Source organism: Rhizobium sp. 18055, assembly GCF_902706285.1.
Classification (GTDB): Bacteria; Pseudomonadota; Alphaproteobacteria; order Rhizobiales; family Rhizobiaceae; genus Rhizobium.
The window spans coordinates 1-26,243 of the sequence record NZ_CACSKD010000019.1; the positions used below are offsets into that span (position 1 = coordinate 1).

At 61.2% G+C, this 26,243-nt stretch carries 25 protein-coding genes; 9 read left to right on the forward strand and 16 right to left on the reverse strand.

Annotated features, from left to right (window positions below):
• Positions 1-82 precede the first annotated feature (82 nt).
• The 12 genes from GVL52_RS24350 to GVL52_RS24405 all read right to left on the reverse strand — a co-directional run bounded on the left by GVL52_RS24350 (position 83) and on the right by GVL52_RS24405 (position 13,419).
• A complete protein-coding gene (locus GVL52_RS24350) occupies positions 83-2,425 on the reverse strand; it encodes a methyl-accepting chemotaxis protein (RefSeq protein ID WP_160011880.1) in 2,343 nt (780 codons plus the stop codon).
• A 922-nt stretch (positions 2,426-3,347) separates the two neighbouring features.
• Positions 3,348-3,968 carry a LysE family translocator gene (locus tag GVL52_RS24355; RefSeq protein ID WP_160011882.1) on the reverse strand — a complete coding sequence of 207 codons (621 nt, stop codon included), beginning with the start codon at positions 3,966-3,968 and terminating at the stop codon, positions 3,348-3,350.
• A 132-nt stretch (positions 3,969-4,100) separates the two neighbouring features.
• Positions 4,101-4,493: a Fe-S cluster assembly scaffold SufA gene (gene sufA, locus GVL52_RS24360; RefSeq protein WP_160011884.1), complete on the reverse strand. Its 393-nt coding sequence runs from the start codon at positions 4,491-4,493 to the stop codon at positions 4,101-4,103.
• A gap of 93 nt (positions 4,494-4,586) precedes the next feature.
• The gene (locus GVL52_RS31340) at positions 4,587-4,865 is read right to left on the reverse strand and encodes a type II toxin-antitoxin system RelE/ParE family toxin (RefSeq protein WP_160011886.1); all 279 of its coding nucleotides are present in this window, start codon (positions 4,863-4,865) and stop codon (positions 4,587-4,589) included.
• Positions 4,866-4,869: 4 nt separating this feature from the next.
• Positions 4,870-5,151 (reverse strand): type II toxin-antitoxin system ParD family antitoxin, encoded by a 282-nt coding sequence (locus tag GVL52_RS24370; protein WP_160011888.1) that lies wholly within the window; start codon positions 5,149-5,151, stop codon positions 4,870-4,872.
• A gap of 45 nt (positions 5,152-5,196) precedes the next feature.
• On the reverse strand, positions 5,197-5,577 hold the full coding sequence (locus tag GVL52_RS24375) for an SUF system Fe-S cluster assembly protein (RefSeq protein ID WP_160011890.1): 381 nt from the start codon (positions 5,575-5,577) through the stop codon (positions 5,197-5,199).
• Positions 5,578-5,589: 12 nt separating this feature from the next.
• Entirely contained in the window at positions 5,590-6,831 is a 1,242-nt protein-coding gene (locus GVL52_RS24380) for a cysteine desulfurase (protein ID WP_160011892.1), read from the reverse strand.
• 12 nt (positions 6,832-6,843) lie between these two features.
• Positions 6,844-8,118, reverse strand: a complete 1,275-nt coding sequence (gene sufD / locus GVL52_RS24385) for a Fe-S cluster assembly protein SufD (protein WP_160011894.1) — start codon at positions 8,116-8,118, stop codon at positions 6,844-6,846.
• 24 nt (positions 8,119-8,142) lie between these two features.
• Positions 8,143-8,898 (reverse strand): Fe-S cluster assembly ATPase SufC, encoded by a 756-nt coding sequence (sufC, locus tag GVL52_RS24390; protein ID WP_160011896.1) that lies wholly within the window; start codon positions 8,896-8,898, stop codon positions 8,143-8,145.
• An 83-nt stretch (positions 8,899-8,981) separates the two neighbouring features.
• Positions 8,982-9,323 carry a GIY-YIG nuclease family protein gene (locus GVL52_RS24395; RefSeq protein ID WP_160011898.1) on the reverse strand — a complete coding sequence of 114 codons (342 nt, stop codon included), beginning with the start codon at positions 9,321-9,323 and terminating at the stop codon, positions 8,982-8,984.
• A 1,316-nt stretch (positions 9,324-10,639) separates the two neighbouring features.
• Entirely contained in the window at positions 10,640-12,109 is a 1,470-nt protein-coding gene (sufB, locus tag GVL52_RS24400; RefSeq protein WP_160011900.1) for a Fe-S cluster assembly protein SufB, read from the reverse strand.
• 143 nt (positions 12,110-12,252) lie between these two features.
• Positions 12,253-13,419 carry a cysteine desulfurase family protein gene (locus tag GVL52_RS24405; RefSeq protein WP_160011902.1) on the reverse strand — a complete coding sequence of 389 codons (1,167 nt, stop codon included), beginning with the start codon at positions 13,417-13,419 and terminating at the stop codon, positions 12,253-12,255.
• Between the two features lie 204 nt (positions 13,420-13,623).
• Here GVL52_RS24405 and GVL52_RS24410 point away from each other — a divergent pair, with 204 nt between their 5' ends.
• The 4 genes from GVL52_RS24410 to GVL52_RS24420 are packed head-to-tail and all read left to right on the forward strand — an operon-like array spanning position 13,624 to position 14,944.
• Positions 13,624-14,301, forward strand: coding sequence for an alpha/beta hydrolase (locus tag GVL52_RS24410; RefSeq protein ID WP_160011904.1), 678 nt, complete (start codon positions 13,624-13,626; stop codon positions 14,299-14,301).
• 2 nt (positions 14,302-14,303) lie between these two features.
• Positions 14,304-14,402, forward strand: coding sequence for a PIN domain-containing protein (locus tag GVL52_RS30975; RefSeq protein WP_244619268.1), 99 nt, complete (start codon positions 14,304-14,306; stop codon positions 14,400-14,402).
• A gap of 6 nt (positions 14,403-14,408) precedes the next feature.
• A complete protein-coding gene (locus GVL52_RS24415) occupies positions 14,409-14,726 on the forward strand; it encodes a putative toxin-antitoxin system toxin component, PIN family (protein WP_280179116.1) in 318 nt (105 codons plus the stop codon).
• Positions 14,723-14,944 (forward strand): hypothetical protein, encoded by a 222-nt coding sequence (locus GVL52_RS24420; RefSeq protein ID WP_160011906.1) that lies wholly within the window; start codon positions 14,723-14,725, stop codon positions 14,942-14,944. The genes GVL52_RS24415 and GVL52_RS24420 overlap by 4 nt, the downstream gene beginning before the upstream one ends.
• A 29-nt stretch (positions 14,945-14,973) precedes the next feature.
• On the opposite strand, the gene GVL52_RS24425 is transcribed toward GVL52_RS24420, so the two are convergent.
• Positions 14,974-16,098, reverse strand: coding sequence for an anhydro-N-acetylmuramic acid kinase (locus GVL52_RS24425; protein ID WP_160011907.1), 1,125 nt, complete (start codon positions 16,096-16,098; stop codon positions 14,974-14,976).
• Between the two features lie 130 nt (positions 16,099-16,228).
• On the opposite strand from GVL52_RS24425, the gene tyrS reads away from it, so the two are divergent.
• Positions 16,229-17,485, forward strand: a complete 1,257-nt coding sequence (tyrS, locus tag GVL52_RS24430) for a tyrosine--tRNA ligase (protein WP_160011908.1) — start codon at positions 16,229-16,231, stop codon at positions 17,483-17,485.
• 54 nt (positions 17,486-17,539) lie between these two features.
• Here tyrS and GVL52_RS24435 read toward each other — a convergent pair whose 3' ends face one another.
• Entirely contained in the window at positions 17,540-20,938 is a 3,399-nt protein-coding gene (locus GVL52_RS24435; protein ID WP_160011909.1) for a DUF3971 domain-containing protein, read from the reverse strand.
• 118 nt (positions 20,939-21,056) lie between these two features.
• Here GVL52_RS24435 and GVL52_RS24440 point away from each other — a divergent pair, with 118 nt between their 5' ends.
• The 4 genes from GVL52_RS24440 (at position 21,057) to GVL52_RS24455 (ending at position 25,202) form a co-directional block, all read left to right on the forward strand.
• Complete coding sequence (locus tag GVL52_RS24440; protein WP_160011910.1) at positions 21,057-21,530, forward strand: peroxiredoxin; 474 nt, start codon at positions 21,057-21,059, stop codon at positions 21,528-21,530.
• A 250-nt stretch (positions 21,531-21,780) separates the two neighbouring features.
• The gene (locus GVL52_RS24445; RefSeq protein WP_160011911.1) at positions 21,781-23,088 is read left to right on the forward strand and encodes a M23 family metallopeptidase; all 1,308 of its coding nucleotides are present in this window, start codon (positions 21,781-21,783) and stop codon (positions 23,086-23,088) included.
• A gap of 158 nt (positions 23,089-23,246) precedes the next feature.
• Complete coding sequence (locus GVL52_RS24450) at positions 23,247-24,776, forward strand: DEAD/DEAH box helicase (RefSeq protein WP_160011912.1); 1,530 nt, start codon at positions 23,247-23,249, stop codon at positions 24,774-24,776.
• Positions 24,777-24,779: 3 nt separating this feature from the next.
• Positions 24,780-25,202 (forward strand): NUDIX domain-containing protein, encoded by a 423-nt coding sequence (locus GVL52_RS24455; RefSeq protein WP_160011913.1) that lies wholly within the window; start codon positions 24,780-24,782, stop codon positions 25,200-25,202.
• Positions 25,203-25,240: 38 nt separating this feature from the next.
• On the opposite strand, the gene GVL52_RS24460 is transcribed toward GVL52_RS24455, so the two are convergent.
• Positions 25,241-25,558 (reverse strand): TfoX/Sxy family protein, encoded by a 318-nt coding sequence (locus GVL52_RS24460; RefSeq protein WP_160011914.1) that lies wholly within the window; start codon positions 25,556-25,558, stop codon positions 25,241-25,243.
• Positions 25,559-25,562: 4 nt separating this feature from the next.
• Positions 25,563-26,216 carry an NTP transferase domain-containing protein gene (locus tag GVL52_RS24465; RefSeq protein WP_160011915.1) on the reverse strand — a complete coding sequence of 218 codons (654 nt, stop codon included), beginning with the start codon at positions 26,214-26,216 and terminating at the stop codon, positions 25,563-25,565.
• Positions 26,217-26,243: the final 27 nt, after the last annotated feature.

The window sequence follows — 26,243 nt, forward strand, 5'->3', positions numbered from 1 at the left end:
CCGCCCACCCGCTCTGCGCGCAAACGAAAACCGCCCGAACCGAGGTCCGGGCGGTTTGCAGGAGAGACGGGAGCGGTGTTCCTCAGAACTCCTCCCAATCCTTGTTGGCAACGGCCGCATTGCCGTGGCTGGCATAGGCCGGTGCAGCGGCGCGTGGCGCCCGTGCCGGCGACGACGCCGGCGCTGCCGGTTCGGCCATCCGCCGTGCCACCTCGCGCAGCTGTCCGCTGCGACCACCAAGCTGGAAGGCGCCGATCAGCGAGCTGAGATTGTTGCTTTCCTGCGCCAGTCCGGCGCCGGCTGCATTCATCTCCTCGACCATTGCAGCGTTCTTCTGCGTGGCATGGTCCATGTGGTTGATCGCGGTGTTGACCTCGCCGAGACCGACGGACTGTTCCTGTGCGGCGGTGGCGATCGCATCCATGTGGGTGTTGACGTGCTGTACCAGCTGTTCGATCGCCGTCAGCCCTTCGCCGGTCTCGTTGACGAGCTTGACGCCTTCGGACACAGCAATGGCAGAGTTGCCGATCAGGCCCTTGATCTCCTTTGCGGCATTGGCAGAGCGTTGTGCCAGTTCACGCACTTCCTGGGCGACGACCGCAAAGCCCTTGCCGGCTTCACCGGCACGCGCTGCCTCGACACCGGCGTTGAGCGCCAGCAGGTTCGTCTGGAAGGCGATTTCGTCGATGACGCCTATGATCTTGCTGATCTGCTGGGCGGAATCTTCGATCCTGCGCATGGCTTCGACCGCATTGCGCACGACGCCACCGGATTGCTCGGCGCGGCTGCGTGTCTCACGCACCACGTCTCTGGCCTCGCCCGTGCGCTTCGATGTCGACACGACGTTTGCGGTGATTTCTTCCAGTGCCGCCGCCGTCTCTTCGAGTGACGCCGCCTGCTGTTCGGTGCGCTTGGCCAGATCGTCGGAGGCGCCGGAGATTTCGGCACTGCCGTTGCGGACCATATCGACCGCGCTGCCGACACCCACCAGCGCCTTGCGAAGCTGGATCACGGAGGTGTTGAAGTCCTGACGAAGGGCTTCGAACTGCGGGGCGAACTCCTTGTCGAGCTCGCAGGTCATGTCGCCGGCGGCGAGCAGCTTGAGGCCGGAGGCAAGGGCGCCGGTTGCCTGGGTCAGGCGGATTTCCGCCTCTTCCTCGGCGCGGCGCTGTACTTCGATACGCTCGCGCTCGGCCTTCTGGCGGTTGGTTTCGGCGTCAGCCTCGAGCTGGTTGTTGCGGATCGCTGCCAGGCGGAACACCTCGACGGATGCCGCCATATTGCCGATTTCGTCGGTGCGGTCCGCATAAGGCACCAGAATATTGGTGTGACCCTCGGACAGAACCCGCATCGTCGTCGTCAACCGTCCGATCGGACGAACGACCCGGAAGACCACGATCACGAAGGCGGCAATCGTCACCGCAGCGGTCGCCAGCAGCAGGACGCTGTAGAACAGAAGCGTTGCGAGTGCCGTTTCGCGGGTCGCATCGGCTTTCGCCGCCAGCGCATCCATGGCCAGCGAGGCAACGTTGCCGATGGTGCCGAGTGCCGCCGTTGCTTCCGTGCGCCACTGGTCGATGCCCAGGGACGATGGCCGGCCGTTGGTCAGATCAGCCAGGATGCCGGCGCGCTTTTCAGCGAAGGGACCGGAAAAATAGCTGCTCTGCGCCGTTGCGAAGGCGCTCTTGATGGTCTCGGGAACAGAAGGATGTTCGGCCAGTATCTTGGTCGCTGCCCAGGCAAATGCGATGCGGACATCGCCGGCAGCCAGGTCGGAGGCTTCCTTCGGCTGCAGCGCGCGGTTGCCGGAGATCGCGCCATTGATGGCCACGGTCGCCGAACCGCCGGCAGCGCGTGCCGACCATGCGAAGTAGCGCAGCTGCACCAGGTCCATCAGCGAATTGTCGAGCGTGCGTATTTCGGCTTCGGTTGCAGCCGAGGTGGTTTCCAGCTTGGCCAGGAACTCGTTGCCGGATGTCAGCATGCGCTGCGCAATGGCCCCATCGCGCTGATCGACAGGCTTCGACAGCTCAGCATCGATCGATGACCGTAGCGAAAGGAGCGCACTGTAACCGGCATCCAGATCGGAAAGGATCGGCGCCAGAGCCTTGTTGCTGAGGCCGGCCGAAACCGCCTTCGCCTGTGCCAACGCGCCATCGACGACAGCCCGCTGCTTGCGCACGCTCTCGATGCTTCCCGCGCCATCGGCAGCAGACAGGCCAAGAGAGGTAACGCTGTCGCCGCGTTCGCTGCGGAAGGCGAGCAGTGCCTTGAACAATGCCTTGTCGAGCTGTGCATTGGCGGCCACCTGCCCGTTCGTGGCATAGGTTGTGTAGGAATTCAGCAGCTTGCTGGAAACCAGAGCGGCCAGCCCGGCAGAAATCACAAGAACAACGGCGATCAAAACATTGCGAATCGAAAACAATTCAGCCTCCTAATGAGCGAAGTATCGATCAATGGATATCCAGCGGCGCAGTTAACATCGGACTAATTTCTAATGATCTCATTTACCCATCAAAAACTATAGTACATCCAATCACCGGAACCGAAGTACAACGCAGGTTGGAGAAATACCGGTCGGTTTTGGGCATATCCCATCCGGAAAACGAAGATGAAGCTGCGAATACTGGGACATCACGACCCGGAAACTTCCCTTCTGGCGTGTAGTCTGGATATGAGTTGCAATATCGGGCCGGAGTGTCTTGGCAAACGGCGGCGGTTGGAAGAAACGACTGTCAAAACCCAGCAAAATCAGCGTCCTGTACGTTTTTTCGCCCCCGTATCTCGCGCCGGTGCGACACTCGGCCCGTCCCGCTTTCGGATACACCGGTAGCGTTGCCGGCGAGGCGGGACCGGCGCTTTCGGGAAACCTGTAACGCAAGGTGAAACGGAAGGCGTCGTGGAATGGTCCTGCCGGCGGCAATGCCGGCGTGCGGGCGCAAAGGTCGGCGATGCCGATACCACGCGCCTCGGCACATAGGGGACGGCGACTGGCCGAACGGCAACAGCTGAAAGGCTGTGCCGGAACGGTGCGAAGGTGCCGCGGACGACAGGTCCGTGGAGATCCGTCACCGCGCCGAGACAAGACGGCCCTTCGGGATGCCCGGGCAGCGAAAGCGCAACAACAGCAACAAGCCCGCGAGCATATCTCTGTCAAAGATGCCGAAACCCGCAAAAAGGAACTGAAACGACCGCAGACCGCCGAACGGGACGCCGGAGGGTGTCACCATAACAAACATTTATCAGGCAGCCTCTGGCGCCCCGTCCTCATCATGCCGATCGACCGGAGGGTTTTGCCCGCCCGGTGGCTTTGCATGCGATCCCTGGTATCCGTCCGCCTACTGCTTCTATTTCAGCAGCGTATAGGCCGCCGAACCGAGCGCCACCAGACCGAAGACGACGAGAAGGAAACCGGTGCCCCTCACGACCTTCGTGGTGAAATTCGCAGGCAGCCGGTTGCGCGCCAGATTGACCGCACCGCTGAGGCAGAACCACCAGGCCAGCGAGCCCAGGAACACGCCGCCGACAATCGCTGCCGAACTGAACCGCCGCGTCTCGTCCATCAGCCCGAAGCCGGCAAACAGCGCGCCGAAAGACAGGATGGTCGCCGGATTGGAGATCGTCAAAAGGAAGGTCGCAACCGTGGTCGCCAGCAACCCGCCTGCGCTGATATCGGCAGCCTCGACCGGATGATGCGTCAACCCGCGATAGCCGAGGAAGAGCAGCAGCAGCCCGCCGCCGATCGCCAATGGCAGCGTCGCCATCGACATCGTTTCGGCAAAGACGGCGATGCCGGTGACGGCCACCAGCGCATAGCTGGCATCCCCCACTGCCGTGCCGAAGCCGCACGAGAAGCCGGCGAGAAAGCCGCGCTCCAGCGTCCGGTTGATGCACAGCATGCCGATCGGCCCGAGCGGCGCGGTGATGATGACACCCAGGAGAGCGCCCTTCAGGAACAGCAGCAGCATGCGTCAGTCTATCCCTCGTCCACGGGCACCGGGCCCGACCGTCAGAAGCTCTCTAATCGCTTCGACGGCCATCGCAACGAAAAAGGCCGCCGGAAACGGCGGCCTGCGATAGAATTCGAAAGGATGTGGCAATCAGTGCGCCGGGACCACGGCATCGCCACGAGCAGCCAGCGCCGCAAGATCGGCAGGCTTCAGCTCGACCGATTCGCCGCAGCCGCAGGCCGACGTCTGGTTCGGATTGGTGAAGGTGAAACCGGAGCGCAGCGTCGTCTGCTCGAAACCCATCTCGGTGCCAAGCAGATAGAGAACCGCCGACGGCTCGATCCACACCCTGGCGCCATCGCGTTCGATCAGGTCATCCTTGGCGTTCGGCTCGCTGACCAGGTCGATGGTATACTCCATCCCCGCGCAACCGCCCTTCTTGATCCCGACGCGAATCCCCATGGCATCCGCCCCGGAATTCTCGACGATCGCCTTTACCCGCTCGGCGGCAGTCTCGGTCATGCTCATCACGGCAAAGCCCATCGGCTCAATCTCCTTCCACGACCGGGTTCAAGGTCCGGCGCTTCGTTATACGAATATGTAGTCGCTCGCAGCGGTTCGATCAACCGCCAGAATTCATCGGCTATGTCTGGGCCGGTCCCGGGCGGCGTGAATGACGCGAAGGATGACAGCATCATCCCCGCTGCGCCGAAAGAGAATAAGATAGTTCCCTTTAGGATAAACTCTCACGCCCGGTCTGACATCGTCCCTGAGGTGCCCAAGTGTCGGATAATCGCCAAGCAATTCGAACGCGTCGATTATCGATCCCGCCCACTTTCGGGCGGCACCCGGATTGCGATCGGCTATGTAGGTGGCAATCGCGCCAATATCGGCTATCGCCCGCGGGCGCAGCACAAGCTCATCGCGTTGCGCGCCGTGCGATATAGTCCTCAAGTTCGCTCTGGATTTTCCGCATAGCCGTCTTGCCGTCGATCGGCTCGCCGCTCGCTTCGGCTTCGTCTACGAACTGCCTGAGTTCCTCGGCGGTATAGCCGTGACCAAGTCGCGAAGTCTTCCAATCGACAAGGGCGGAGGAGACCATCTCGCTTGCAGAGGCGAACTGACCAGAGCCGACCGCCTCCTCGATGATTTCGCTCACCTCGGCCGAAACCTCGATACGCAACGTCTCCAGTGGCGGCATGGCAAAACCTCCGTTAGGCGCAGTCAGCCTAGCGCATCGTCGATATCAATACCAGCCGACCGCCACCTGCGCCTCTTCCGACATCCGGTCCGGCGTCCACGGCGGATCGAAGGTCATGCCAACCTCGACGCCCGAAACGCCCTCGACGGAACTGACCGCATTCTCGACCCAGCCCGGCATCTCGCCGGCCACCGGGCAGCCGGGTGCCGTCAACGTCATCATGATCTTCACCATCCGGTCGTCTTCGATGTCGATCTTGTAGATCAGCCCGAGCTCGAAGATATCGGCCGGAATTTCCGGATCGTAGACCGTCTTAAGCGCCATGATGACGTCGTCGCTGAGGCGCGCCAGCTCGTCGGCCGGAATGCTGGAATGCACGATCCCGTCGCGCACGTCGATCTTCTGTTCGCTATCATCCAGGCTCATGCGGGACACTCCTTAAGCAAAAAACTTGCGCGCATAATCAAGCGCATCGGCGAGCGCATCGACCTCGGCGCGGGTATTGTACATGCCGAAGGATGCACGGCATGTGGAGGTGACGCCGAAGCGTTTCAAGAGCGGCATGGCGCAATGCGTGCCGGCCCGGACAGCCACCCCACGGCGGTCGATCACCGTCGAGACGTCATGGGCATGCAGCCCGGCCAGCTCGAACGAGAATATCCCGCCCTTGCCGGGCGCATTGCCGATCACCCTGAGCGAATTGACCTCGCGCAGCCGCTCGGCAGCATAGGTCGCCAGATCCGCCTCATGCCGCGAAATCGCCTCGCGGCCGATCTTTTCCATGTAATCCAGCGCATAGCCAAGCCCGATCGCCTGGACGATCGGCGGCGTACCGGCCTCGAAGCGATGCGGCGGCTCGTTATAGGTGACGGCTTCCTCGGTGACGTCGAAGATCATCTCGCCGCCGCCCTGGAACGGCCGCATCGAGGCCAGCCGATCCTTCTTGCCGTAGAGCACGCCGATCCCCGAGGGACCGTAGAGCTTGTGGCCGGTCATCACATACCAATCGCAATCGATATCCTGCACGTCGACAGGCATATGGACGGCGCCCTGCGAACCATCGACCAGCACCGGAATTCCGCGCTCATGCGCAATCCGGCAGATCTCCTTGACCGGAACGACCGTGCCCAGCGCATTCGACATCTGCGTGATCGCCACCAGCTTGGTGCGCTCGGTCAGGCTCGCCTCGAAGGCTTCGATATGAAAGGCGCCGTCGTCATCGACGGGAACCCAGACCAGCTTGGCACCCTGCCGCTCACGGATGAAATGCCACGGCACGATATTCGAGTGGTGCTCCATGATCGACACGACGATCTCGTCGCCTTCGCCGATATTGGGCATGCCCCAGCCGTAGGCGACCGTGTTGATCGCCTCGGTCGAGGATTTGGTGAAGACGATCTCGTCGACCGAAGGCGCATTCAGGAAGCGGCGCACCTTTTCTCGCGCTCCTTCATAGGCTTCGGTTGCGGCATTCGACAGGAAGTGCAGGCCGCGATGCACATTGGCATATTCATCGGAATAGGCATGGCTGATGGCATCGATCACCACCTGCGGCTTCTGCGCCGAGGCACCGTTGTCGAGATAGACCAGCGGCTTGCCATAGACCTGCTTCGCAAGGATCGGAAAATCCTTGCGAACGGCTTCGACGTCATAGGCGGTCACAGGCACTATCTTGTCCATCATCAGATCCGATCAGGCGTGCTTTTCGAGCCAGGTCGAAATGACGCCTTCCAGCGCCTCGACGATGGCTTCATTGTCCAGTTCCTCGACGATCTCGGCGACGAAGGCATTGACCAGCATGGCCCGCGCCTTGTTCTCCGGGATACCGCGCGCCATCAGGTAGTAGAGATGGTTGCGATCGATATCGGCCACCGTTGCGCCATGCCCGCACTGAACGTCGTCGGCGAAGATCTCGAGTTCCGGCTTCACCGAGAACTCGGCATCGTCGGACATGAGCAGCGTGTTGCACGCCATCTTCGCGTCGGTCTTCTGCGCATCGGGTGCCACCCGGATCATGCCCTGGAACACACCCTTGGCGCGGTCGAACACGACGTTGCGGATGATCTCGGTCGAGCCGGTGTTCGGCACGTTGTGGCCGAGCACCATGGTGACGTCGGTATGCGTCTCGCCGCCGAGCAGGTTGATGCCGCGCAGCGTCAGATCGGCGCCCTCGCCGGTCACCTTGATGTGCAGTTCCTGGCGCACCAGCTTGCCGCCGGCATTGATGACGAACAGCTTCAGCTTGGCATCCGTGCCGAGATCGACGCGGATCTGGCCGAGATGCGTGTCGTCCGCACCCTGCTGCTGGACGATGATCCAGGTGAGCTCGGCACCGTCTCCCAGCGTGATGTCGCTGACATGCGAGACAAGGGCTGCATCGCCGGTCACCGAGAGGTGATGCTCGATCACGGTCGCCTTGACGGCAGCGCCGAAGGTGACAGGAAGCCGCGTATGCGTCTGGCCGCCGGCATGAACGAACTGGATTTCCAGCGGCTCTTCCAGCCCGGTTCCGGCAGGCACGTCGATCACATAACCGTCGCGCACGAAGCTGCCATTGATGCGACCAACCGCATCATCCTTGTCGAGCGCGCCGAGGCCCGCCGCGGCCGAACCGTTCGACAGTTCTTCGGCATAGCTCGACAGCACCAGATCGCCGGCCCGCGCCTTGTGGTCGGGACGTCCCTGAATGACCGACAGAACCGTTGCACCCTCGACCAGCGGATCGCGGGCATCGGAACCGGCATCACCCGCCTGAACAGGCACGGCACGCAGCAGCGTCTTCAGATCGGTATAATGCCAGGCCTCGACACGGCGTGTCGGCAGGCCCGAGGTCTTCAGGTCGTCGAGCAAGCGGTCACGGATGGCAATCACTGCGCCGTCGCCGGGCAGATCGCCGATCTCGTTGTTGAATGCCTCGATCAGCGCCGCTTCCGCGGCGGTCAGGCGGTTAGTCGTCTGCATGTTCATGCGACCAGTCCTTTCCGCCTAAAATCAGGCTGCCGCCCCGATGATGTCGGCGTAGCCATTGGCTTCCAGTTCATGCGCCAGCGTCTTGTCGCCCGACTTGATGACCTGGCCCTTGTAGAGAACGTGGACGGTATCCGGCACGATGTAGTCGAGCAGGCGCTGGTAGTGGGTGATGACGATCACGGCGCGATCCGGCGAGCGCAGCGCATTGACGCCGTCGGCCACGATCTTCAGCGCGTCGATGTCGAGGCCCGAGTCAGTCTCGTCGAGGATGCACAGCTTCGGTTCCAGCAGCGCCATCTGCAGGATCTCGGCACGCTTCTTTTCGCCGCCGGAGAAACCGACATTGAGCGGACGCTTCAGCATCTCGGTGTTGATCTGCAGCTTGGCAGCGGATTCTTTCACCAGGCGCATGAAATCAGGCGTCTTCAGTTCTTCTTCGCCACGCGCCTTGCGCTGCTCGTTCATCGCCACCTTGAGAAACTGCATGGTGGCAACACCCGGAATTTCGACCGGATACTGGAAGGCCAGGAAGATGCCCTTGGCGGCACGCTCGGCCGGATCCAGATCGAGAATGCTCTCGCCGTTATAGAGGATCTCGCCCTCGGTGACCTCATAGTCGCTGCGGCCGGAGAGAATGTAGGACAGCGTCGACTTGCCGGAGCCGTTCGGCCCCATGATGGCCGCAACTTCGCCGGCCTTCACGGTCAGGTTCAGACCACGAATGATCTCGGTGCCGTCTTCGGCGATGCGGGCGTGCAGGTTCTTGATCTCAAGCATTCTATTGTTCCTGTTCATACAGCGGTTTCAAGGGCCGCCTCTTAGCTCGATCCGTCATCCCAGGGTTTGTCCCGGGGAGGACTTCAATTGTAATCCGACCACTGTTGCGTCTGCGGATGTGGCCGATAGGCATTCTCGATATCGTCGATCCGTTCGTAGAGATCGACCCAGCTTGGGTTCAAGCTCTCCACAAGCCTGATCTTCCATTCACGCAGATAGCGCTTCAAAGACTTTTCCCGCTGTATCGCCAAGACGATGTTGGGATGGGTCTCGAACCAGACGAGGTTCTTCGCCTTGTACTTCTGCGTAAACCCTTCATGCACTTCATTGCGATGTTCCCAGCTGCGATCATGCAGATCGCTGGTGACACCGGTGTAGATCACGCCACGCGGTTTATCGGACATCATGTAGACGAACCCACTCATCCCTACATCCCGCTACGGTCGATCCTATCCTTCTCCTTCGTCATCCCAGGGCTTGCCCCGAGGATCTGCACGTCTCACAGTCCGCAACGCCCAAGGGCACAACCACGACCGTCCAAACCCCGGTTGGCGACGGCAGATCCTCGGGACGAGCCCGAGGATGACGTTGGACCTGAGCCAGATCCGCTCCAGCCAACCGTCACCACCAATCCGCCACCTTCTCCGTCGTCATCCTCGGGGCTTGTCCCGAGGATCTAAGCACGTGTCACAGCCCGCAACGCCCAAGGGCACAACCACGACCGTACAAATCCCGGTTGGCGACAGCAGATCCTCGGGACGAGCCCGAGGATGACGTTGGACCTGAGCCAGATCCGCACCAGCCAACCGTCACCACCAATCCGCCACCTTCTCCGTCGTCATCCCAGGGCTTGTCCCGAGGATCTGATCACGTCTCGCAGCCCGCAACGCTCATGGAGGCAACCACGACCGTCCAAACCCCGGTTGGCGACAGCAGATCCTCGGGACGAGCCCGAGGATGACGTTGGACCTGAGCCAGATGCCCGAGCCAACCGTCACCACCAATCCGCCATCCTACTCCGTCGTCATCCTCAGGCTTGTCCCGAGGATCTAAGCACGTCTCGCAGTCCGCAACGCCCAAGGGCACAACCACGACCGTCCAAACCCCAGTTGGCGACAGCAGATCCTCGGGACGAGCCCGAGGACGACGTTGGACCTGAGCCAGACCGCCCCAGTCAACCGTCACCACCAATCCACGACCTTCTCCGTCGTCATCCTCGGGCTTGTCCCGAGGATCTGAACACGTCTCGCAGCCCGCAACGCTCAATGGCGCAACCACGACCGTCCAAACCCCGGTTGGCCACAGCAGATCCTCGGGACGAGCCCGAGGATGACGTTGGACCTGAGCCAGATCCGCTCCAGCCAACCGTCACCACCAAATCCACGACCTTCTCCGTCGTCATCCTCGGGCCTGTCCCGAGGATCTATGCACGTCTCACAGCCCGCAACGCCCAAGGGCACAACCACGACCGTCCAAACCCCGGTTTGCGACGGCAGATCCTCGGGACAAGCCCTGGGATGACGTTGGACCTGAGCCAGATCCGCTCCAGCCAACAGTCACCACCAATCCGCCACCTACTCCGTCGTCATCCCAGGGCTTGTCCCGAGGATCTAAGCACGTCTCGCAGTCCGCAACATTCATGGGTGCAACCATGATCACGACAGGTCCGGACAATTCCCATCCCCGCACGTCGCCACCATGCCATCATCCTCCGGACAAACCGGAGAACGACGAAACCGTGTTACCCGACGCTACCTTCCAGCGAGATGCTGATCAGCTTTTGCGCTTCGATCGCAAACTCCATCGGCAGTTCCTGCAGGACTTCCTTGACGAAGCCGTTGACGATCAGGGCGATCGCCGCTTCGGTCGGGATGCCGCGCTGCAGGCAGTAGAACAGCTGGTCCTCGGAAATCTTCGAGGTCGTCGCTTCGTGCTCGAACTGCGCGGTCGAATTCTTCGCCTCGATGTAGGGCACCGTATGCGCGCCGCACTTGTCGCCGATCAACAGCGAATCGCACTGCGTGAAGTTGCGCGCGTTCGACGCCTTTCGGTGGGCCGAAACCTGGCCGCGATAGGTGTTCTGCGACACGCCGGCAGCGATACCCTTGGAGACGATGCGGCTCGACGTGTTCTTGCCCAGATGGATCATCTTTGTGCCCGAATCGATCTGCTGGTGGCCGTTCGACACGGCGATCGAGTAGAACTCGCCGCGGCTGTCGTCGCCGCGCAGGATGCAGGACGGGTACTTCCAGGTGATAGCCGAACCGGTTTCGACCTGCGTCCACGAAATCTTCGACCGGTCGCCACGGCAGTCGCCGCGCTTTGTCACGAAGTTGTAGATGCCGCCCTTGCCGTTCGCATCGCCCGGATACCAGTTCTGCACCGTCGAATACTTGATCTCGGCATCATCGAGAGCCACCAGCTCGACGACAGCGGCATGCAGCTGATTTTCGTCGCGCTGCGGCGCCGTGCAGCCTTCGAGGTAGGAGACGTAGGCGCCTTCTTCGGCGATGATCAGCGTGCGCTCGAACTGGCCGGTGCCCTTCTCGTTGATACGGAAGTAGGTGGACAGCTCCATCGGGCAGCGAACGCCCTTCGGAATGAACACGAACGAACCGTCGGTGAACACAGCCGAATTCAGCGTCGCATAATAGTTGTCGCTGGTCGGAACCACGGTGCCGAGATACTTCTTCACCAGTTCGGGATGCTCGCGAACGGCTTCGGAGATCGACATGAAGATCACGCCGGCCTTCTTCAGTTCTTCCTTGAACGTCGTGACGACGGAGACACTGTCGAACACCGCATCGACGGCAATCCGAGGACGTTCGACGCCGGCCAGGATTTCCTGCTCGCGCAGCGGAATGCCGAGCTTCTCATAGACCTTCAGCAGCTCCGGATCGACCTCGTCGAGCGACTTCGGACCCGGCGTGCTCTTCGGTGCTGCGTAGTAATAGATGTCGTTGAAATCGATCTTCGGATAATCGACACGCGCCCAGTTCGGCTCCTCGAGCGTCAGCCAGCGGTGATACGCTTCCATGCGCCATTCGAGCATCCATTCCGGCTCCTGCTTCTTGGCAGAAATGAAACGGATGATGTCTTCGGACAGGCCCTTGGGCGCCTTGTCCATTTCGATGATCGTCTCGAAACCGTATTTGTACTGATCGACGTCGATTTCCTTGACGCGATCGACCGTTTCCTGGACGGCTGGCATGTCGTTCTCCAATCTCGCCGGATAAAAGGTCCGGCAGCTTGTCGTTCGGGCAATATGGGTTGCCCCTTATGTAGGTGGCCAAAGGGGACTTTTCAGCCCGAATGGCAAGCGGAAATTTGCGTTTTCGCAAATTTGTTAGGCAGTCAGGCCGCCTCTCCGGCCGGCTTTCGCCGGGCGGCTATTTTCGCAAATGTGGCAATCGCCTTGGCGATATCGTCTTCCGTCGTCGAAAAGCCGAGCGAAATTCTCAGAGCCCCGAGCTTGGGATCGTGTCCCATGGCGACCAGCACATGACTCTCGCCGACTTTTCCCGACGAACAGGCAGCGCCTGCCGACAACGCCACACCTTCGAGATCGAAGGCGATCTGCCCGGTCTCGGCCTTGAGCCCCGGCAGCGTGAAGAATGTCGTGTTCGAGACACGTGTCTGTCCTGCGCCATAGATGATCACATCGGGCGCTGCAGCAGACATCCCGGCCTCCAGCCGCTCGCGCAGCTGCGAAATCCTGCCGTTGCGTTTGTCATGCTCTTCAACAGCAGCCTCAGCCGCCGCACCAAAGCCGATCACGGCCAGCGAATTCTCGGTCCCCGACCGGTGACCCTTTTCCTGGCCGCCGCCGTGGATCAGCGCCCGCGGCATCAGAACCTCGCCGCGCGACACCAGAGCGCCGGCGCCCTTCGGGCCGCCGATCTTGTGCGAGGAGACGATCATGAAATCGGCGCCCAAGGCATGGATATCAAGCTTCAGCCGGCCCGCGGCCTGAACCGCATCGACCACCAGCAAGCCGCCATGCGCCTGCACGATCTTGGCGACATCAGAGATCGGCTGAACGACACCGGTCTCGTTATTGACAAGCATCACCGCAACGACAGGCAAACCGGCCGACTTGTCGTGAGCGCTGAGCAGCGATTGCAACGAATCGAGATCGACGATCCCGGCAGAGGTCACCGCAATCTCGCTCGTCTGGTCCTTGGCAAACCGCCCGCCCTCGCGAACGGCCGGATGCTCGATCGCCGAATAATAGAGATGGCCGATCGCCATCGGCGTGCGGCCCATGCGGAAATCGGGCGTCAGCACCATGTTGGCAGCCTCGGTCGCGCCACTGGTAAAGATCACATGCGCTGGATCGGCACCGGTGAGTGCAGCAACCTGGCGGCGCGCGCCTTCGATGGCAGCGCGCACGGCACGGCCTTCGCCATGCACCGAACTCGGATTGCCGAACAGGTCCATGGCGCGCAGAACCGCCTCGCGCGCTGCTGGATGCAGCGGCGCTGTCGCGTTCCAATCGAGATAAAGACGTGGCGGCGCCATGATCTTTTCGTCCTGCGCTTAATCCTTGCGAGGCAGTTCGGCTCATTTTCCTTGAAAAGTCAGCCGGGCTTGCCTTATGACACATCCCACAATGCGTGGATTGCCATGCAAGTTTCGAATTGTTCTAAACTGCGTTTTAGAAAAGCTGACAACATCCGTCAAGTCTGCGCAGCCCGAACGCGAGAAATAAAAGCCGGAGTACCGATGCCCGAAGTCATTTTCAACGGCCCCGCAGGCCGCCTTGAAGGCCGCTACCAGCCCTCCAAGGAAAAGAGCGCGCCGATTGCTCTCATCCTGCACCCGCACCCCCAGTTCGGCGGCACGATGAACAACCAGATCGTCTACCAGCTCTTCTACATGTTCCAGAAGCGTGGGTTCACGACATTGCGCTTCAACTTCCGCAGCATCGGCCGCAGCCAGGGTGAATTCGACCACGGCGCCGGCGAGCTTTCGGATGCGGCATCGGCGCTCGACTGGGTCCAGAGCCTACACCCTGATTCGAAGACCTGTTGGGTCGCCGGCTATTCCTTCGGCTCGTGGATCGGCATGCAGCTTTTGATGCGCCGCCCGGAGATCGAAGGTTTCATGTCGATCGCCCCGCAGCCGAACACCTACGACTTCTCCTTCCTGGCGCCATGCCCGTCTTCCGGTCTGATCATCAACGGCGACGCCGACAAGGTGGCGCCTGAGAAGGACGTCAACGGTCTGGTTGAGAAGCTGAAGACCCAGAAGGGCATCCTGATCACCCACAAGGTCATCCCCGGCGCCAACCACTTCTTCAACGGCCAGGTCGACACGCTGATGGGCGAATGCGAGGACTACCTCGACCGGCGCCTCAACGGCGAACTGGTGCCGGAACCGGCTGCCAAGCGGATTCGCTAAGGATGAACATCGTTGTCGATACCAATGTGCTGGTCAGCGCATGTATCGGCAACGGCCCAGCCTCCCGCCTGCTGGAGGCCTGCCTGACGGAAAAAGCCTAGCCTGTTATCGGCGCGTCATTGTTGCTCGAATACCTCGATGTGCTCAACCGTGAAGACCTTTTCAAAGCCGCACGCTTGAATTCGGAAGAACGCCAGATTCTCCTCCGTGCCTTCGTCTCCTGCTGCCGATGGCAGGATGTTTTCTTCCTGTGGCGCCCCAATCTGCCTGACGAAGCCGACAATCACGTTTTCGAATTGGCTGTCGCCGCAAACAACGCTACAATCGTGACGTACAATGAGCGCGATTTTCGCCGACAGGAGTTGCGGTTTCCGGATTTGCGGATTCTGACGCCTGAACTATTTCTCGAAGAGCAGAACTCATGACCGTGCTGAGTTTTCAGGTTTCACCTGACGTCGAAAAGAAGATCGCCGACATGGCAAACGAAAGCGGAAAAACCGTTGATGATCTGCTCGGCGAAATGACGGCGCGGATGGTCCGCGATTTTGAGGCCCGCCAGACGTTCGAAACAATGGCCGGGCGCGGACACGGCGAAATCGACCAGGCGCTGGAACTACTCGTCAAAGCTGATCCGACGTTATAAATGTGGGGTGAGCTACCGATCAGGACCGGTCATGGCTTCCTCGCCAGCACACCACCGCTAACCGCCGCGCCAACCCCTGTCGTGCCGGGAAACGTCAACGGCAATCCCTCGACCGAGCGCACAGCCAGATAGGCCCAGGCTTCCGCCTCCATAGCACCACCGTCGAAACCGCCGGCCTCTGCCGACACAACCCGCGCACCCTTCGCCGCAGCCAACTCCGAAAACTCCTGCATGATGACAGGATTGAGCCGCCCGCCACCGCAGACCACATAGGTCTTCGGCGGTTGCGGCAGATGATCCGCAAGCTTCAGGATCGACGCCGCCGTCAGGTGCGCCAGCGTCCTTGCACCATCTTCGAGCGAGACCTCGCCCTTAACGGGCGGCACGAAATCGCTGCGGTCGAGCGAGCGCCGCACATTGCCCGAGAAGAATGGACTGTCGAGATAGCGCCGCACCAGATCGGGCACCACCTTGCCACGGCTGGCGGTCTCACCATTGCGGTCGTATGCACGTCCCGTATGCGCCTCGATCCATTGGTCGATCAGCATGTTGCCCGGCCCGCTGTCGAAAGCAGACAGCGTGCCATCGCTGCCGACGAAAGTCAGATTGGAAATGCCGCCGATATTGACGAAGACGACTGGTGCCGCAAAACCCTTCGGCAGGTTAGCCGACAGCGCTGCGTGGTAGACCGGGATCAGCGGCGCACCCTGCCCGCCATGCGCCATGTCGTTGGCGCGCATGTCGTAGACCACATCGATACCGGTCTCCGCCGCCAGCAACGGCCCGTCGCCAATCTGCACCGTCACGCCTGCATCCGGCCGATGCAGCACCGTCTGCCCGTGAAAACCGATCAAATCGATGTCCTCGGGCGAAAGACCGTTGCGCGCCAGAAAAGATTTGACCACGGCCGCATGGCAAAGCGTCAGCACCCGCTCGGTATCGGCAAGGTCTCCCGGCCGGTCGCCCCGCTCGACCACCGCCTTGGCCGTCTGCAGCGCCGCCTTCCAGCGGCTGCGCAGGTCGTCGTCATAGGGAACATAGAGAAACGGACCACGCCGGATGATCCGCTCGCCATCCGTATGCAGCAGCGCCGCATCGATGCCGTCCATCGACGTGCCGCTCATCAGACCGATTGCCGTTCTTACGCTGCCCATGGCCCCTCGGATATCCAACAACAAAGTGACAAATCAACCAAATGGTGACTGTTCGAGAAAACAGTGCTAAACGCGCCGCGACGCTTCAACAATAGCCATTCCGAAAATCCTGATCGAGAGTCAAAAGGTCATGTCCGAGTTCAAATCCGATTTCCTCCGCACGCTGAAAGAGCGTGGCTTCATTCATCAGGTCTCCGATGAATCCGGCCTCGACGCCCTGCTCGCCAAGGAAACCGTGACGGCCTATATCGGCTTCGACCCGACGGCACCCAGCCTGCACGCCGGCTCGCTGATCCAGATCATGATGCTGCACTGGCTGCAGGCAACCGGTCACCGCGCGATCTCGCTGATGGGCGGCGGCACCGGTATGGTCGGCGATCCCTCATTCAAGGACGAAGCTCGCCAGCTCATGACGGTTGACACCATCGAGAGCAACATCGCCTCGATCAAGCAGGTGTTCTCGAACTACCTCAGCTACGGCGAAGGTCCGAAGGACGCGTTGATGATCAACAATGCCGAATGGCTGCGGTCGATCAACTACCTCGAATTCCTGCGCGATGTCGGCCGGCACTTCTCGGTCAACCGCATGCTCGCCTTCGACAGCGTTAAGACGCGCCTCGATCGTGAGCAGTCGCTCTCGTTCCTTGAGTTCAACTACATGATCCTGCAGGCCTACGACTTCGTCGAACTGGCCAAGCGTTACGATTGCCGCCTGCAGATGGGCGGTTCGGATCAGTGGGGCAACATCATCAACGGCATCGATCTCGGTCACCGCATGGGGACGCAGCAGCTCTACGCGCTGACCTCACCGCTGCTGACCACATCGTCGGGCGCCAAGATGGGCAAGTCGGCAACGGGTGCCGTATGGCTGAATGCCGACATGCTCTCCGCCTATGATTTCTGGCAGTACTGGCGCAACACCGAAGACGCCGACGTCTCGCGCTTCCTGAAGCTCTACACGACGCTACCGATGGACGAAGTCGGTCGCCTCTCGGCGCTCGCCGGCTCCGAAATCAACGACGTCAAGAAGATCCTCGCCACCGAAGTGACCTCGATCCTTCACGGTCGCGCAGCCGCCGAACAGGCGGCCGAAACGGCCCGCAAGACCTTCGAGGAAGGCGCGCTCGCCGACAACCTGCCGTCGGTCGATGTCCCGGCTTCCGAACTCGACGCCGGCATCGGCCTCCTGGCGCTGATCGTCCGCGCCGGCCTTGCGACCACCAACGGCGAAGCCCGGCGTCACGTGCAGGGGGGTGCCGTGCGCATCAACGACGAAACTGTCAGCGACGAGCGCAAGCTGATCGGCAGCGGCGAGATCACCGCCGATGGGGTGATCAAGCTGTCGCTCGGCAAGAAGAAGCATATCCTCATCCGTCGCGCCGCCTGAGCAGCGCCATAGGACAGGACGAAAAAGCCGGCCATCGCGCCGGCTTTTTTGTGCCTACTGAAACTCGAAGATGTTGCGGAACACACCTGGCGCAATGATCGACAGCGGATTGATCGTGAGGTTCGGTGCATCGAGTTTGCCCGTCAGCTTGAAGGTAATGCCGATCAGCCCGCGATCGGTGCCGTTGCCGAGAAGGATGCCGATGATCGGCAATTCGGCAAACAGCCGGTTCAGCCCATAGGCGGGCATGAACGTCCCGGTCATGTCCATGTTGCCGCGCACATCCCGCAGCGTGCCCTGGAAAACAGCACCGACCTGGTCGCCGCGCACCACACCGTTTTCGATGCTGACAACGCCATCCTTCGATACGATACGGGCAAAGCCGCGCTGAAAGCGTTGGGCGGATGTATCGATATCACGCTTGACCGCAGAGTTCAGGCTTCGCTGCTCCTGCCCCACCGGCGTCGAGACGATCGAGTGCAGACGCTGTTCGTTGACGATCGAGAAGCGGCGGACATCGATCGAGCCGTCCCAATCGCCGCCCGCGCCAAGCCGGATGGCCAGATTGAGCAGCCCGCCGCGCATGTGCTGGTATAGGTCGGCGAACCGCGACACAGCACCGGCATCGCCGCTGGTGATGTTGATCACGCCGCCGCCCTGTGTTTGCGCCACAATGGCTTCGCCGCTGCCCGTCACGCCGGAGAGGTTCAACGATTGAATACGGCTTCCCTGGGCAACATAGCTCGCCTGGATGTTCTGCAGCTTCTCGTCGTTGAAGCCGACGACCGTGTCCAGCTTGGCCTTGAGAGAAATGCTGCTGCCGCCCTTGCTGGCACTGTCGCCCTTGTCGCCGCTGCCGGATTTGATCCCCGCCAGGATCGGTCGAACATCGGCGCTGCTTCCGGATACCGACACATCCATGCCGCCCTTGCTGCGCCTGATCGAAACGGCAAAGCTATCGACCGACGACAGCTTGACGCTGTCGAAATCCGCTTTCTGGAGATTGCCCTTGCTCAGAGCCAGCGAACCGCTGGCGCCGAAACCATCGCCCTTCAGCACAAAGTTCTTGATCTGCAGATTGTCATCTGGCCCGGAAATCTCGAAATCCGCCGTCGCGCCGATGCCGCTTCCCTTGGACCAGCCGATCCATGGCAAATCCAGCCGCGCCTTCCCCAGGTCAAGCGAGACGGACTGCCGATCCTTGTCGATGCGGTTGAGTTCGACACTGATCGTGCCGTCGATGATGTCCGACAAACCCGGCAGGATTTTCTCGCGCTGATCGTTGGTCAGCGTCGCGGTGACGGATTGCTGCGGTTGGGCGTCGGACGACCGGTCCGTCGGTTCCGTGAGCTTGATCGTTGCCGCCACGCCGTCGATATTGCCCTTGCCGTCGAGGTGCACCTGCTTGGGATCGGCAGTGAGAACCCCATTCAGCCCGGTGATCTTCCGACCCGATATCGGCTTGGCAACATCCACGTCCTGCAGCTGCAGCGTTGCCTTCCAGTCAGCTGGCGGCGGATTTTGCGAAGCGATCAGGCCGATGCGTGCCTGTACGGACGCCGTCACCTTGCCGCTGAAGTCCTCGGGAACGAACCCGGCCCGCTGCAGCACCTGGATCGGCTTGTAGGTCAGCAACTCACCAATCGCATCGGCTGCGCCCGAGACAGGCAGATCGATTTCCGCCATCAGCGGCTTGTCGTAGGTTGCGGGCAGAATGAAGGTACCCTCACCCACATCCACCGTGCGGCCCGATGCAAAGAACGACTTGCCGCTCTTGATCGCGATGGTCGCCCGAGGGCCAGCCAATTCGAAGTGAGCATTGGTGTCCCGGATCGGCGGGATATCGCCTGTCACGTTCATGCGTGTGCCGGCGATATCGAAAGCGACCTGGATCTGCTTTTCATCCAGCTTCAACCCTTTGCCGATGGCCTCATCCAGCCGCCCGAACGGAATGAAGACGGCGAGCGATGCATTGGTGACCGTACCGCCAAACAGGTTGCGCTCCACCCATTCGCGCCCCTTCGTTGCCATCCAGAATGGCCAGAGCTGCTTGACGGCCGTCGTCTGCAACTGTTGCGACTGCCCGGAAAAGCTGATCTCGGGAGAACGGTCGCCAAAACGCACATGCAGCGAACCGTAAAGCGATCCACCGGGGCTGGACACGGCAATATTGGGAAATTGCAGCTCGCGCCCCGCGACGGAATAGCGTCCAGTCGCCTGAATATCAAAGGGAAGCGGCTGCTCGCCCGAAATTGTCGAGGCAGCCGTACCGCCGCTGACCAGAAGATCGATCCCGAAACCCTTGTCGGCGGCGGCATCGATCTTGTCCAGATCGATCACCGCACCATTGAATGGAACCTTCGTTGCACCGAACTGAACCTGGGAATGGGCAATCTCAAGCGATTGCTTGGAGAAATCATAGGCGAGATTGATTCGGCCGCCGCTCATTTCCTGCTCGTCCGCATCCATATAGAGCAGGCCCGGCTGCAGGTTGACGGTGGCAGCAAGCGACGGCTTCGAGGTATCGCCGCTGCGAACCGCCGAGATCAGCAGGTCGGCACGTCCATCCACACCCTGGCGGATCTCGCCGAGCGGGTTGCGCTTCAGCGTGAATGGCGCCAGATCGGCACCGAGCAATTGGCCGGTCAGCCGCGCCGTGCGCCCGTCCATCTTTTCGGTCGAAACACTGAGCGTCGTCATCTCGCCGTTGATCGCAATCTCGCCGTCAAGCTGCAGCGCATTCTGGGCATTCCTGGAAAACACCAGACTGTTGACGACCATGGACAGCGGCCCGTTTGCGGTATCGGCCAGCTTGATGTCGATGCCCTCGAGCTTGATCGATTTTGTCCCCCCACGCTCGACGAAACCGTCGAGGACGTCCAACTGGTCGAAAGCCGCTTCCATCGCAGCCGGAATCTCGTCTATGCGCAGGTCGTCCAGTTTAAGCGGTTTGCCGGAAGGCAGTAGTGCCGGGTCGAGCGCAATGTCCTGCGCCTCCACCTGCGCAATCGCAATACGGCCGCGAAACAGCTGCAGCGGGTCAAGCGCCATCCGCATCGAGCCAGTCGTCGACATATGCTGACCGCTCTTTTCGTCGATCACATTGACGTCGCGCGCCTCAAGCGCCAGTCGCATGTTCGAGGTGAAGCGAACCACCGTCGAGCCGACTTCCGCGCGATAGCGTGGCCCGATGGCCGAATTCAGCGCCGACTGTGCCTGCCGCGACAACGGCTCGTCGAAGATGCCGCTTTCGATGGTGAAGATGATGGCACCGATGATGAAAAGCAGAACACCCAGGCAACCGCCAGCCATGCTGACCGTGCGCCGCGTACGCGAACGCGCCGGCGGGCAATGCACGATCATTGGATCTTCGGTGCGCGCAGAGGGAAGGTCGTGCAGTGCGACGATATCTTTCTTGCGGAATCTGATCTTCTCGCCGCGGATCGCCGACATGCGCCTCGCCTAACTCCCTAGCTTGTGGTGGACCAGACTGGCTGGATACCGATTTGTCCCATATATATCTGGCAAATCACGTCTTATCCACAAACCCGGCAAAAGAAAGGTTTCACCCATGGCGGATATCACCATCGGCTCCAGCGCACCCGACTTCGATCTACCCCGAGATGGCGGCGGACGCGTGAAATTGGCCGATTTCCGCGGCAAGGCATTGGTCCTGTTCTTTTATCCCAAGGACGACACATCGGGCTGCACGACCGAAGCACTGGCTTTCACCGCTCTCGCAGACGAGTTCGCAAAGGTGGGCGCTGTGGTTATCGGCATGTCGCCGGACTCCGCAGCGTGCCACGATCGCTTCATCAAAAAGCATAAGCTTGCTGTTGCACTCGTGGCCGATGAGGAAAAGACCACGCTCGAAGCCTACGGCGTCTGGAAACAGAAAAGCATGTATGGCCGCAGCTATATGGGCTTGGAACGCACCACCTTTCTGGTTCGCCCGGACGGAACGGTCGGCACCATCTGGCAGAAGGTCAAAGTGCCCGGTCATGCCGAAGCCGTGCTTGCCGCCGCCCGGAACCTGTCTCTCTGAACGTCGGTCAACCTTACCGACACTCTCAGGCGGTGCGGTCAATGCGATCCGCACCGCTTCTCTGGACCACGGGATTGATGCGCTGGAAACCAACATGCCGGTTCAGGGTTGGAGACTGTCGCTTTGTGGATCAACGCCCCTTCCAGCCAGGCTCAACCACCCTTGCGTCAACGCCAATCTAAGAATTTATTAACCTTAACAGTGTGTAATCAAGCCAATTGAGGCAGGTCCGTCAGTTGGGAGATTCTCCGTGACGCACACACAGCAGAACCGCGTATTCGGCAAGCAAAAGCAGGAGCATATCCTGATCCTTGCCAGCGGCGATCAGGTCCGTCACCTGACCGTCAGGCCATGGATGGCCGCCATTGCCTTCTGCTTCGTCGGCGTTTTCGCCATCGGCTACCTGCTTGCAACCTCCTATCTCGTGCTGCGCGATGACCTGATCGGCGCGACCATGGCCCGCCAGGCGCGCATGCAGCACGATTACGAAGATCGAATTGCAGCACTGCGCGCCCAGGTCGATCGTGTCACCTCCCGTCAACTGCTCGATCAGCAGGTCGTCGAAGACAAGGTCGACAAGTTGATGGAGCAGCAACAGGCGCTCACCTCACGCCGTGGCAAGCTCGGCCAACTGCTGGATCGCGCCGAAAACTCTGGTCTCAACGAAAAGAATGAAGCCCCGGCTTCTGCCTATGCGCCGGACGCAAAAGGCAAGCGTGCCGAACTGCCGGCCGCCATGCAGGCCATCGAGACACAACTCGCCAGCAATGTGGCCCCGGCCGAGGTGACGCCCGACAATACGACGCTGTCTGACGTTCCCGCCCGCGAAACCATCGGCGACAGAGCCGACCGCGTCTTTTCCAAGGTCACCCTGTCGCTGAAAGGCGTCGAACAGCGCCAGCGCGATCGGGTCAGCCAACTGACATCAGACGCCAGCGATGCTTCCGACACGATCTCCGGCGTGCTCACACGCTTCCAGATCCGCGTACCGGCCGAATCCGCAAGCGCCAAGTCGAACGACGACAGCGCGGTCGGCGGCCCCTTCGTCGAGCCCGAAGCGGGTGACGACTTCGACAACTCGCTGGCACAACTGGACACCGCGCTGACACGGCTTGAGACGGTGCGGAGCACGGCAGCCTCGCTTCCCTTTCAAAATCCGGCCATCGGCAAGGAAATCACCAGCCCCTTCGGCAACCGCCGCGACCCCTTCCTCGGTCGCCTGGCACTGCACGCGGGCGTCGATTTCCGTTTTGCTCCCGGCGAAAAGGTTCACCCGACAGCCCCTGGAAAAGTCATCACCGCCGGCTGGACCGGCGGTTACGGCAATATGGTCGAGGTCGATCATGGGAACGGCATCTCGACGCGCTACGGCCACATGTCGGAGATCCTGGTTAAGGTCGGCGACACGGTCGATCGGCAGGACACCATCGGCCTGGCTGGAAGCACAGGTCGTTCCACCGGCACCCATTTGCACTATGAGGTTCGCCAGAATGGACGCGCCGTCGATCCAATCTATTTCATCAGCGCCGGCACCAAGCTTGCCAGCTATATAAACTGAGCGATTGCACTAACGGGACTTTTACCTCACTCCACCTGAGAACACGCCGCTTCCTTGACTTCTCAACCGTTTCAGCCTATGTGGCGCTGCATTGCGGCATGCAATCACGCCGACTCAAGCCTGAGTCCGGCCGAACCGGAACGGAAACAGTTTTCCCTTTGACGACATTTGCTGATCTTGGCTTGAGCCAAAAAGTGCTTTCCGCTGTCACAGACGCGGGCTACACGGTGCCAACACCTATTCAGGCTGGCGCGATTCCGTTTGCGCTGCAGCGCCGCGATATTTGCGGCATTGCACAGACGGGCACGGGCAAAACCGCCTCCTTCGTTCTGCCGATGCTGTCGCTGCTGGAAAAGGGCCGCGCCCGCGCTCGTATGCCGCGCACGCTGATCCTTGAGCCGACCCGCGAACTCGCCGCTCAGGTGGCCGAGAACTTCGAGAAATACGGCAAGAACCATCGCCTCAACGTGGCACTGCTGATTGGCGGCGTCTCGTTCGAAGAGCAGGATCGCAAGCTTGAGCGTGGCGCAGACGTTCTGATCTGCACCCCCGGCCGCCTGCTCGACCATTTCGAGCGCGGCAAGCTTTTGATGAGCGGCGTCGAGATCTTTGTCATCGACGAAGCCGACCGCATGCTCGACATGGGCTTCATTCCCGATATCGAACGCGTCGCCAAGATGATCCCGTTCACCCGCCAGACGCTGTTCTTCTCGGCAACAATGCCGCCGGAAATCCAGAAGCTGGCCGACCGGTTCCTGCAGAATCCCGAACGCATCGAAGTGGCAAAGCCCGCTTCTGCGTCGAAGACCATCACGCAGCGCTTCATCGCTTCGCACGGCAAGGACTACGAGAAGCGCTCTACGCTTCGTGATCTGGTTCGCTCGCAGGACGAACTGAAGAACGCCATCATCTTCTGCAACCGCAAGAAGGACGTGGCCGACCTGTTCCGTTCGCTGGAACGTCACGGCTTCTCCGTCGGCGCGCTGCACGGTGACATGGACCAGCGTTCGCGCACCACCATGCTCCAAAGCTTCCGCGACGGCCAGCTCCAGCTATTGGTAGCCTCCGACGTCGCTGCCCGTGGCCTCGACATTCCCGATGTCAGCCACGTCTTCAACTTCGATGTACCGATCCACGCTGAGGATTACGTGCACCGCATCGGCCGTACCGGCCGCGCAGGCCGCGCAGGCGCTGCATTTACACTCGTCACCAGCCGCGACCAGAAACACACCGACGCGATCGAAAAGCTGATCGGTGAGAAGGTCGAATGGCACAATGGCGATCTCTCCGCGTTGCCGCCGGCTGAACCAGGCCGCGATGACGACCGCTCGCGCCGCAAGGGTCGAGATGGTGGTCGCGAGCGCGACAAGGACCGTGGCCGCGGCAGAAGCCGTTCAGGTCATAAATCTGAAATCGCCATCGAGGATAATGTCGTCGAGACGATCGAAGTAGCAGCAGCACCGGTACCAGTACCAGCCGCACCAGCAAGGGTCGAGAGCGTGAAGCAAGAGCGCAAAGCAGAAAACAACAAGCCGCATAACAACGCGCGCAACAGCCGCCCTTATCCGGCCAACGACGACAATCGCGAGCGTCGCCGCTACCGCGATCACGATGACGGCCCGACACCAGTTGGTTTCGGCGACGACATCCCCGCCTTCATGCTGATCACGGCAGGCGCCAAGATCTAAGCGATGGGCAGTCCCGGCATCGATTTTCCCGGCCTCGGTGTAGGCCTGGTCATCCTGCGGGACCGCAAGCTCCTGCTCTACAAGCGCGTGCGCGCGCCTGAAGCCGGCCACTGGAGCATTGTGGGCGGCAAGGTCGATCATATGGAACCGGCCGAGCAGGCAGCACGCCGCGAGGCCGAAGAAGAGAGCGGCCTCGAGATCGGCCGGATTACCCTTCTTGGTCCGACGGAAGTGATCAGTGAAGCCGACCAGCAGCACTGGATTTCCCTGCTCTACATCGCTGAAGAAGTCGCGGGCGAGCCGAGCCTGGTGGAGCCGGACAAGCTTTCGGCCTTTGGCTGGTACAGCCGCAACGAGCTGCCAGAGCCGCTCTCGGCCTTCGCGCAGGCGGCCATTTCATACCTGACATCAGAACAATTCGCCTGACGCATCAAAGCGTTGGCTGAACCCGGATCGATGCCGGCCTACTCCGCCCTGAGCGCCGCTTCGTAGGCAAGCCTCACCCATCGCGCCATCAGGTCGGGATCGTCGTAGGCATCGTCAGGGATCGACCAATAGGGCATCTTCACCGGCTTGCCGCTCTTGCCCTCATAGGTCCACTGGCTGGCACCGGCGTCCGCGAATTCCGGCGAACTGACCTCGTCGGCCTTCAGCAGCATATCGCCTCGGAACTCGAGCGCGATGATGCGGCCGAGATGGTAGATGCCCTTGCCACCGAACATCCGCTTGACGGTCACGGGGCCGAGCCCTTGAAACATGTCCTCAATTTCCGTTGCATCCATCGACCTATCCCTTCAATATGCCACCGGCTGCAATCACGGCATCCGGCGTATCGACATCCAGATGAGCGCCGACGCCGATATCCACGCCGACCACCGGCATGCCCGACTCTTCAATAACATATCGCGCCCCGACATCGCCTTCCAGCCGCCGCACTGCGCCATAAAGAGCGCGCGGCAGAATGACCGGATTGCCGCGCTTGCCGCCGCAAACCGCCCGGACGATCGCCTCGCCGCCAGATTGGCGGAATGCAGCCAGCAACGCGTCAAGGTCAGCAGTCGATACGGCCGGCATATCGGCAAGCATGACCATGATCCCATCCGCGTGGATTGCCGGTTCTGCCGAAAATCCAGCGATGAGCGAGGACGCCATGCCGGAGGCGTAGTGTTCGTTGTGTACGCAAGCGAGGTGCAAACCTTCAAGCGCCGCTTCGATATCCGAGCGCCGGTATCCCGTCACCACAGCCACGGCTGCCACGCCGCTGGCCAGGGCTGCAAGCGCGCAGCGCCGGATGAGAGGGACACCATCGAATTCCGCAAGCAGCTTGTGTGGCCCGCCCTCTCCCATGCGGCTGGCGCGGCCCGCCGCAAGGATGACGCATGCGACGGTCGCGCCATTGTTCGGCGCTCCGCAGGGGCGTGGTCGTGTCTCGATCTCCATCAGCAATTCCCGGACCCGTGCCTGTCG